Source organism: Rhodococcus sp. (in: high G+C Gram-positive bacteria), assembly GCF_049286785.1.
Classification (GTDB): Bacteria; Actinomycetota; Actinomycetes; order Mycobacteriales; family Mycobacteriaceae; genus Rhodococcus_F.
In genome coordinates this window covers 1-9,374 of record NZ_JBAQEO010000511.1, presented here as the reverse complement: position 1 = coordinate 9,374, position 9,374 = coordinate 1, and the positions used below count along the sequence as shown (strand labels likewise).

General features: G+C 66.6%; 11 protein-coding genes. 6 read left to right on the top strand and 5 right to left on the bottom strand.

Going from position 1 to position 9,374, the window contains the following annotated elements; genetic code table 11:
• Positions 1-146: 146 nt before the first annotated feature.
• The gene (locus WAW17_RS18510; RefSeq protein WP_422334389.1) at positions 147-818 is read right to left on the bottom strand and encodes a TetR/AcrR family transcriptional regulator; all 672 of its coding nucleotides are present in this window, start codon (positions 816-818) and stop codon (positions 147-149) included.
• Positions 819-928: 110 nt separating this feature from the next.
• On the opposite strand from WAW17_RS18510, the gene rraA reads away from it, so the two are divergent.
• Positions 929-1,399: a ribonuclease E activity regulator RraA gene (gene rraA / locus WAW17_RS18505; RefSeq protein ID WP_422334388.1), complete on the top strand. Its 471-nt coding sequence runs from the start codon at positions 929-931 to the stop codon at positions 1,397-1,399.
• Positions 1,396-2,748, top strand: coding sequence for a dipeptidase (locus WAW17_RS18500; RefSeq protein WP_422334387.1), 1,353 nt, complete (start codon positions 1,396-1,398; stop codon positions 2,746-2,748). The genes rraA and WAW17_RS18500 overlap by 4 nt, the downstream gene beginning before the upstream one ends.
• Here WAW17_RS18500 and WAW17_RS18495 read toward each other — a convergent pair.
• Positions 2,739-2,966: an RNA-binding S4 domain-containing protein gene (locus tag WAW17_RS18495; protein ID WP_422334386.1), complete on the bottom strand. Its 228-nt coding sequence runs from the start codon at positions 2,964-2,966 to the stop codon at positions 2,739-2,741. The genes WAW17_RS18500 and WAW17_RS18495 overlap by 10 nt on opposite strands.
• Before the next feature lie 90 nt (positions 2,967-3,056).
• On the opposite strand from WAW17_RS18495, the gene lysX reads away from it, so the two are divergent.
• Genes lysX through WAW17_RS18480 form a run of 3 tightly spaced genes read left to right on the top strand, consistent with a single transcriptional unit; the run spans position 3,057 to position 7,849 of the window.
• Complete coding sequence (gene lysX / locus WAW17_RS18490; protein WP_422334385.1) at positions 3,057-6,398, top strand: bifunctional lysylphosphatidylglycerol synthetase/lysine--tRNA ligase LysX; 3,342 nt, start codon at positions 3,057-3,059, stop codon at positions 6,396-6,398.
• A 27-nt stretch (positions 6,399-6,425) separates the two neighbouring features.
• On the top strand, positions 6,426-7,244 hold the full coding sequence (locus tag WAW17_RS18485) for an alpha/beta hydrolase (RefSeq protein ID WP_422334391.1): 819 nt from the start codon (positions 6,426-6,428) through the stop codon (positions 7,242-7,244).
• Between the two features lie 5 nt (positions 7,245-7,249).
• Positions 7,250-7,849 carry a histidine phosphatase family protein gene (locus WAW17_RS18480; RefSeq protein WP_422334384.1) on the top strand — a complete coding sequence of 200 codons (600 nt, stop codon included), beginning with the start codon at positions 7,250-7,252 and terminating at the stop codon, positions 7,847-7,849.
• 172 nt (positions 7,850-8,021) lie between these two features.
• Here WAW17_RS18480 and WAW17_RS18475 read toward each other — a convergent pair whose 3' ends face one another.
• From WAW17_RS18475 to WAW17_RS18465, 3 genes are read right to left on the bottom strand one after another with little or no spacing between them, the layout of a single operon-like run.
• On the bottom strand, positions 8,022-8,360 hold the full coding sequence (locus WAW17_RS18475; RefSeq protein ID WP_422334383.1) for a hypothetical protein: 339 nt from the start codon (positions 8,358-8,360) through the stop codon (positions 8,022-8,024).
• Complete coding sequence (locus WAW17_RS18470; RefSeq protein ID WP_422334390.1) at positions 8,357-8,554, bottom strand: ATP-binding cassette domain-containing protein; 198 nt, start codon at positions 8,552-8,554, stop codon at positions 8,357-8,359. The genes WAW17_RS18475 and WAW17_RS18470 overlap by 4 nt, the downstream gene beginning before the upstream one ends.
• Positions 8,555-8,572: 18 nt before the next feature.
• A complete protein-coding gene (locus WAW17_RS18465; RefSeq protein ID WP_422334382.1) occupies positions 8,573-8,935 on the bottom strand; it encodes a hypothetical protein in 363 nt (120 codons plus the stop codon).
• Positions 8,936-9,027: 92 nt separating this feature from the next.
• On the opposite strand from WAW17_RS18465, the gene WAW17_RS18460 reads away from it, so the two are divergent.
• Positions 9,028-9,374: helix-turn-helix domain-containing protein (locus WAW17_RS18460; RefSeq protein WP_422334381.1), on the top strand; the 347-nt coding region annotated here is incomplete at its 3' end.

Below are 9,374 nucleotides of genomic sequence, written 5' to 3'. Positions count from 1 at the left end.
CCTCCAGGCGGTCGACCGATCGGCACCGGTGCTGCTGCTGATGATGCCGGGCATTACCCGAACGGCGCACCCACGACTACGTGCAATACGGCATCACCACACTCTTCGCCGCCTTGGCGGTGGCCACACAAGAGTGTCGCCGCGCGTTATTTTTCGGCCGAGGCACTCTTCAGCTGGGCAGGGACGGCGGTGGAACCCACTGTCTTCATGGCAATTTCGACGTACTTGTGCGCCACAGCCTCGGGAGTCAGCTTGCCTTCGGCGTGATACCAACGCGGAATCGACTGGCACATACCGAGAAGTGCCCGGGTGGTCTCGGCCTCGTCCGCGACAGCGAACAGGCCGCGCTCATTGCCTTCTTTCACGATTTCGAGGACCAATTCCTCGACACCCTTGCGGACCGTCCGATAGCGCTGCCTGTTCTCGGGACTGAGGTACCGGACTTCACTCTCGAGGGCAGCCAGCCGCGCCCGCATGGTCATCCGGAGAACGATCGCCTCGATCACATTCGCGAGTCGCTGCACGGGGTCGTCTCCGCCGTCAGTGCTCGCGGCGTGTGCACGGGCGAGGACATCGCTGGTGGAAAGCTCCAGCAACGCCAGGAGCACGGCTTCCTTGTTCTCATGGTGGTAATACAGCGCGGGTACCGTCACCCCGACGCGACGAGCGATGTCCCGCACCGAGGTGCCGTGGAAACCGTGCTCGTAGAAGGCTTCGAGGGAGGCGCTCAGGATGGGCGTCAGTGTCATCGGCTCGAGCCGGCGCCAGTCGTCGGTGCCGACAACGGTGGGCGTTGCACCCTTGGCGGACGTGACCATGAACAACCTATCTACCGCTCGCTAGACCCGGACTCGTCCAGTGTAGCCGCCGGGTAGCCGGCGAATGCCTCCCTGCATTCTCCCAGCTTCACCGCACTATTCTGTCGCTTATGACTGAACACGTGGCAACTGCAGACCTGGCCGACGAGATCGGACCCGAGATCCGGAGCTGCGACACGCAGTTCATCCAGTTCGGCGGACGCGAGGTGTTCTCCGGGCCCATCACCACCATCAGATGTTTCCAGGACAACCTACTGGTCAAGCAGACCCTCGGCGAGCCGGGCAACGGCGGCGTTCTCGTTGTCGACGGTGACGCCAGCATCCACACCGCACTGGTCGGCGACATCATCGCCGGTCGCGGAGTCGACAACGGCTGGGCCGGCGTGATCGTCAACGGTGCGATCCGCGACTCGGCCATCCTGAAGACCCTCGACATCGGGATCAAGGCTCTGGGCACCAACCCGCGCAAGAGCACCCAGACCGGGTCGGGTGCGAAGAACGTGCCGGTGGACATCGGCGGAGTCACGTTCAACCCCGGCGAGATGGTGTACAGCGATCAGGACGGCATCGTCGTTCGATGACGTCCGGCGAGATCCGTTCCCGGGTCGACGAGTTGATGCCCACCGCACGGGAGGAACTCGCCGCGCTGGTCGCGATGCGTTCGGTGGCCGATCCCCGCCAGTTCCCACCGGACGAATGCCGTCGCGCCGCCGAATGGGTGAAGGACGCGTTCGTGTCCGCCGGTGTGGGTCACGTCGAACTCGTCGACACCTCCGACGGATCTGCCGCGGTGGTCGGTCACCAGCCCGGTCCCGAGGGTGCACCGACGGTTTTGCTCTACTGCCACTACGACGTCCAGCCGCCGGGTGACCAGAACCTCTGGCAATCCGATCCCTTCACGCTCACCGAGCGGGACGGGCGTTGGTACGGTCGCGGCGCGTCGGACTGCAAGGGCAACCTCGTGATGCACCTGCTGGCGCTGCGCGCGCTCGGGGCACCGTTCCCGGTGGGCATCCGGATCGTCGCCGAGGGGTCGGAGGAGATGGGCACCGGCGGCTTGGAGAACCTCGTCGAGGAGAGGCCGGAGCTGTTCGCGGCCGACATGATCCTCATCGCCGACACCGGCAACGCCGAAGTCGGCCGACCCACGGTCACCACCACTCTGCGGGGTATCGCCAACGTGGTCGTGCACGTGGAGACCATGGCCGGCGAAGTTCACTCGGGTATGTACGGCGGACCGGCTCCCGACGCACTCGCCGCCCTCGTCCAGATGCTCTCCACCCTGCGCGATGAGGACGGGAACACCACGGTGAGCGGGCTGCCCTCGGATGGGGAATGGACCGGCGTCGACTATCCGGAGGATCGGTTCCGTTCCGACGCGGGGGTGCTGGACGGTGTCCGGCTGGCCGGGACCGGACGGGTCGCCGACGCGGTGTGGGCCCGGCCCGCGTTGACGATTCTCGGCATCGACTGCCCACCGGTGGTCGGGTCGGCCGCCGCCATACAACCCCGGGCCTCGGCGAGACTCAATCTCCGTGTCCCACCGGAACTCGACCCCCTGCGCGCCCAGGACGCGCTCGTCGCCCATCTCGAGGCCGCGGCGCCGTGGGGTGCCCGCGTCACCGTGGAACGCGAATCGATCGGCTCCCCGTTTCGGGCGAAGACCGACGGACCCGGCTATACGGCGCTGGGTGAAGCGATGGCCGAAGCCTACGAAAAACCGCTCGGCAGTGTAGGACAGGGAGGTTCCATCCCACTGTGCAACGTCCTCGCGCAGGTGTTCCCGCACGCCGAGATCGCCCTGTTCGGTGTCGAGGAACCGCGATGCCTCATTCACGCCCCCAACGAGAGCGTGGACCCGTCCGAGATCGCGAACCTCGCCGTCGCCGAAGCGTTGTTCCTGCGGAAGTTCGGCTCCGGTCAGGCCTGAGAAGTCACCCGTGCTGTCATCCCGCCGATCTCCACCACGTCCCCGTCCCGGAGCTGCCTGCCCCGGCGCACCTCCACCTCACCGTTCACCGAGACGAGTCCGTCGGCGATCGCCTCTTTCGCCTCGGCACCCGACTCGATCAGGTTGGCGAGCTTGAGGAACTGGCCGAGACGAATGGTGTCGTCTCGGATCGGCACGGCGTCGTGGGTATCTGACATGGCACCATCTTCCCTCTTCCCCACATATTGGGTCCGGACGCCTCACACTGAACAGTGCACACGCACCGCCAGTCGGGAAGGAACCGCTCGATGTCAGCAAGCACCGACACCTCCGCAGCGTCCGAAGTCGCTACAGCGGCACCCCGGACCCGGCCGTCGCAGGCCTCGAAGAACGGTCGCCTGCACCAGGTTCCACACATCGCGGGACTGATTCTCGGCATCTTCTCGGTGCTCGTCTTCCTGTGGAGCCTCTCCCCGGTCCTGCGCTACTACGTGCACGTGCCCCGGCTGTACATCGACACCTACTACTTCGATGCACCGGACACCAGCCTGTCCTGGGCGTTCGTGGTGGGACTGCTCGCAGCGGCACTCGCCAGCCGCAAACGCATCGCCTGGTGGCTGCTCACGCTGTACCTCGCCCTGTTGCTGGTCATCAACGTCGTCACCGCCGTGGCGGACCGGGACATCGACGCGGCCGTGGCGGCCGCGGTGCACACGGTGGTGATCGGCATCCTGATCGCCGCCCGGCCCGAGTTCTACACCCGGGTCCGCCGCGGTGCGGGATGGAAAGCGCTGGGCGTGCTCGTTGCCGGGCTGACGCTGGGCACACTCGTCGGCTGGGCGCTGGTGGAAGCGTTCCCCGGCACCCTGCCCACGGGCGAGCGGTTCTTGTGGTCACTCAATCGCGTGACCGCCCTCGCCGTCTTCGACAACGAGCAATTCAGCGGACGGCCGCACGGCTTCGTCAACACCTTGCTGGGCCTGTTCGGTGCCCTCGCGCTACTGGCCGCCGTCATCACACTGTTCCGGGCGCAGCGCTCCAACAACGCCCTGACCGGCAACGACGAATCGGCACTGCGTGGACTTCTCCTGCAATACGGCGCCGACGATTCCCTCGGCTACTTCGCCACCCGACGCGACAAGGCGGTGGTCTTCGCACCGAACGGTAAGGCGGCCATCACCTACCGGGTGGAGATCGGCGTGTGCCTGGCCAGTGGCGACCCGATCGGAGACCCGGAGTCGTGGCCCCATGCGATCGAGGCCTGGCAGCAACTCGCCTTGCGGTACGGGTGGGCCACCGCGGTCATGGGCGCGAGCGAGACCGGCGCCACCGCATACAACAGAGCCGGGCTCTCGGTGTTGCAACTCGGCGACGAGGCCCTTCTGCGCACTCGCGAATTCACCCTCAGCGGACGCGACATGCGACAGGTGCGGCAGGCCGTCACCCGCGTGCGACGCCAAGGAGTCACCGCCCGGACCCGACGTCACCGCGACGTGCCCGCCGACGAGATGGCGGACATCATTCGCCTCGCCGATGCGTGGCGCGACACCGAGACCGAGCGCGGCTTTTCGATGGCCCTGGGCCGGCTCGGCGACCGTCTCGACGGTGACTGCCTGCTGGTGGAGGCGATCGGAGAGGATGGCGAGATCCTGGGCATCCTGTCGTTGGTGCCGTGGGGTCCGACGGGCGTGTCCCTCGACCTCATGCGACGGAATCCGGCGGCGCCCAACGGCGTGGTGGAGTTGATGGTCACCGAGCTGGCCACCAACTCGGACCAGTTCGGCATCACCAAGGTGTCGCTCAACTTCGCCGTGTTCCGTTCGGTGTTCGAGGAAGGTTCCCGGATCGGCGCCGGACCCGTGCTGCGGGTGTGGCGTTCGATCCTCGTCTTCTTCTCCAGGTGGTGGCAGCTCGAAGCGCTGTACCGGTCCAACGTCAAATACCAGCCGGAGTGGGTGCCGCGCTTCCTGTGCTTCGACGACAATCGGGAACTGCTGCGGGTCGGGTTCGCGTCCGGTATAGCAGAAGGCTTCGTGACCCTGCCGCGCTTCGGACGATCCGCGGGCGGCGACGCCGTGGAGCGCACCGGACTGCATGAGGCCGTACCCGCCGAACTCGTGGCCGCAGAGGGTTTGCATTCGGACGGCAGTCCACCCGGCGACCTCGGTGGGCTGACGCTACCGAGTCCGAAACGCCCCGAACAGGTTCGGGTGCGACTCGACAAACTCGCCGCCCTCACAGGGGACGGCATCGATCCCTACCCCGTCGCATATCCCCCCACCCACACCGCGGACGCAGCCGCAACCTCACCGGAGGGCACCACGGTCCGCATCGCGGGACGCCTGCTGCGGATCCGCGACTACGGCGGCGTCGCGTTCGCTGTGGTGCGCGACTGGTCGGGCGACCTGCAGGTACTCGTCGACGGGGCCCGGGTGGGTTCGGACCGGATCCGCGCCTTCGCCGCCGAATTCGATCTCGGTGACCTCATCGAAGTGAGCGGCGTGATCGGATACAGCCGGAGAGGCGAGTTGTCGTTGCTCGCGAACGAATGGCGAATGATCGGCAAGTGCCTGCACCCGTTGCCCGACAAGTGGAAAGGCCTGTCCGACCCCGAGACCCGCGTGCGGCAGCGGTACGTCGACCTGACGATCAACACCGATGCCCGGCGCCTTCTCGAAGCGCGGAGCGCGATCGTGAAGTCGCTGCGCGATTCACTCGGTGGCCGGGGATTCCTCGAGGTGGAGACCCCGATCCTCCAGCAGGTGCACGGCGGTGCCAACGCGGCACCCTTCCTCACCCACATCAACGCCTACAACCTCGACCTGTACCTGCGGATCGCACCCGAGCTGTACCTCAAGAGGCTCTGCGTCGCGGGTATGGAGAAAGTGTTCGAGATCGGCCGTGTCTTCCGAAACGAGGGGGTCGATTTCAAGCACAACCCGGAATTCACCATCCTCGAGGCCTACGAGGCACACAGCGACTACGAGAAGATGATGGTGCTGTGCCGCGAGCTGATCCAGACGGCGGCGGTCGCCGCGTTCGGACGCGAGATCATCTTGCGGCCCGGACCCGGCGGCGAACTCGTCGAGGTCGACATCTCCGGCGAGTGGCCCGTCAAGACCATGCATGAGGCTGTGGCCGAGAAACTCGGTGTCGACGTCTCTCCCGACACTCCGCTCACCGAATTGCAGCAGCTCTGCGATCAGCACGAGATCCCGTACCAGGCGACGTGGGACGCCGGTGCCGTAGCCCAGGAAATGTACGAGCACCTCGTCGAGGACTACACCGAATTCCCGACCTTCTACACCAATTTCCCCACGTCGATGTCGCCGCTCACCCGCCCGCATCCCACCGTCCCCGGGGTCGCGGCGAAGTGGGACCTGGTGGCGTGGGGTATCGAACTGGGGACCGCCTACAGCGAGCTGACCGACCCCGTCGACCAGCGGAACCGGCTCACCGAGCAGTCGATGCTCGCGGCGGGTGGCGACGAGGAAGCCATGGAACTCGACGAGGATTTCCTCAAGGCCCTCGAGCACGCCATGCCGCCCACGGGTGGACTGGGAATGGGCGTGGACCGGGTGGTCATGCTGATCACCGGCGGCAGCATCCGCGAAACCCTCGCATTTCCCCTGGCGAAACCACGGCAATGATGGTTCCACGTGAAACGTCCTGGGGAAATGGTCGCGGGAGTGCACGTCGTGGTGGACGGTGCCGGGCCACCCGTCGTGCTCTACGGAGGTCTCGGTGGCAACTGGTTCGACTGGGGTCAGGTGGCCGAACTCTTGTCCCGTACATGCCTCGTCGTGCGGATCGATCGTCCCGGGTACGGAGCGAGCCCGCCCTCTCCCGACCGGCCGACCGCTCGCGGTGAGGCCGAGCGGATCGCCGCCGTCCTCGACGCACTGGGCGTGACTGCACCGACGGTGCTGGTAGGGCACTCGCTCGGCGGCATCTACGTCGAGGCGTTCGCTCGACTGTTCCCGCAGCGCACGCGCCGTGTGATCCTGCTCGACGCGACAATCACCACTCGAGCCCATCACCTGATCCCGACCCGCTGGCGGGTGGCAATCGGTCGGCGGGCGGCGCGACTGACAAGCCGGATCGGACTCCAGCGCCTGCTCGGCCCTTCCGTCCGAAGAATGCTGAACCACTCGACACCGCCGGACGGGATTTCGTCCGGCACCCGGCAGTGGGTGAACCGGATTTATCGAGAGCCCGCGTACCTCGAGTCGTCGGTGGTCGAGAACGCGGCGTACCCGGCCCTCGCCGAGGAGTTGGTCACCCTTCGAACCACCACCGCGATGTCGGTGCCCGTCGTCGTGGCTGCCGCGCACACGGGGCGTCCCACGCCGTGGGGGTGGGAGTGGATCCGTCGGCAGCGAAAGTTCGCGGAGTTCCTCGGCGCCTCCTTCCACGTCGTGCGTCCCGCCCACCACCACGCCATGATCGACCAACCGGGCCAGGTCGCGGCGCTGATCGGGGAACTGGCAAGCTGAACGGCGTGCAACTGCTACTGATCCGACATGCGCTGCCCGAACTCGTGACGGCGTCGGCGGGGCGAGCCGACCCAGCACTCACCGAAGAGGGGCAGGCCCAGGCCAAGCGGTTGCCTGCCGCGTTGGGCCCGTACAACATCGCCCGGATCGTGAGCAGTCCGCAGCGCCGCGCGCTGGAGACCGCCGCGCCACTCGCCGAGGCGCTCACCCTCCCCGTCACCGAAGACGTCGGTTTGGCCGAGTACGACTACGACCTCGACCACTACATTCCGTTCCACGAAGTCGAGACGCGCGCACCCGAAGCCTTCGCCCGCATCCGGGCAGGCGAGTTCCCGGACGGAATCGATGCCGGCGCCTTCCGCACGCGGGTGTTCGAGTCGCTCGGCCGGGTCGTCGAGCAGTCCGACCACCGCGACACCGTCGCGATACTTGCCCACGGCGGTGTGATCAACGTGTACCTGCAGGAGCTGCTGGGCCTCGACCGTCCCCTCGCATTCCCCATCGAGTACGTGTCCGTCACGCGTGTCCTCGTCTCGCGCAGCGGCGAGCGACGGGTGGCATCGGTGAACGAGACCGGCCACGTCCGGGACATGTTGCGGCGCTAGGGCATGTCTGCTTGATCGGTCGGTTCGGTGGCAGCGGGCGGTGCGGTCCAGCACGCCACAGCAACAGGTGAGGTTGATATTCGTCACCGGCCCGGCGACGCGGCGGATCAGTCGGCAACGTCCCGTCGCAGCGGAATTGCCATCGCGATCACGGCTGCCGCTACCGCGTACGTCACCAGCACGCCGGCTCCGAGGGCCCGACCAGCACCCCCACCGCGACGAGTTGATTCCGGACGATCGCCCCCACTCCGACGCCGATCACCATGTACGCCGCGGCCGCGACGGCGAGCCGAATGAGATGGGCCGCAACGTATCCGACAGGAGCGCCGATGGCTGTCCCGTTCAGGGCCGCCCCGCCGTACAGACCCACGGCCGCGCTCACCGACAAGATCACGCCGTACCCGACCCCCGCAACGGCGTAGACGACCAGCTCGGCCTCGAGTACACGCAACCGTTGCGGCACCGCCAGGAAGGTGGCGGCGATCGTCTGGTGACGGTACTCGGAAGTCATGGCCACGGCGCCGACGAGCGCAGCCGGGCGCGCATGGAGTCGAGGACAGTACCAACCACCGTGGTCGGACGCGCCCACTCCCGGTAGTTCCGGCCGTCGAACAATGCCGTCCCGGTGTCCGGTTCGATGAGCCCGAGCATCATTCGCAGTGTGGTGGTTTTGCCGGCACCGTTCGGGCCGAGAAGACCGGTGATCGCGAACCTCGATGGCGTTCACGCCGTGACCCAGCGCGATGCCACGGCAGCCAGTTCGTGTGCGTCCGGGATCCCGATGAGCACCTCGTCGAACTGTCCGTCGGTCTCGCGTCGTATCTTGACCCGCAGCGTCGGGACACCCCGCCGCAGGCACAGCAAGCGGCGGGTTCCCGACAGTGTTCGCCAAACGCCGATCTTCATGAAACCGGAGACGACGAGTCCGGACCGCAGCCCCATGAATTCGGAAATCCATTGGTCGCCAGCGACCGCTCCGGTGATCGACGAGGCCGGGATCAGATGACTTCGCCTGCCCGCGAAGAAGGATTCCCATGCGGCGAACGAGATCGACAGGCCCGTGTTGTCTATTGCGACGCGCACCATTTCCAAGTCCCACCTCTCGGATACGTTTGTTTCACGATGAAGAACGTTATCACTATTGATAACAATCGCAAGCATGAGAGGAGCTGCGTCCCGTGGTCTCCCGAACACCTATCACCGATGTGGTGATGCACCCGGTGCGGATGCAGATCATCCAGAAACTCGCCGGTCGCGAACTCACGACGGCCGACCTCCGCCGCACACTGCCAGACGTCACACCCGCCACCCTGTACCGGCACGTGGCCGCGCTTCTCGACGCGGGCATCCTGAGAGTGGTCGACGAGCGGCGCGTCCGCGGCGCGGTCGAACGCACTCTTGCGCTCGGCGAGCGTGCGGCTCACGGCGACCTCGACGAGGTCCGGGCGATGACGGCGGAGCAGCACCGGCGCGCGTTCACCGTGTTCCTCGGTCAACTGGCCGGACAGTTCGATCGGTTCATTAC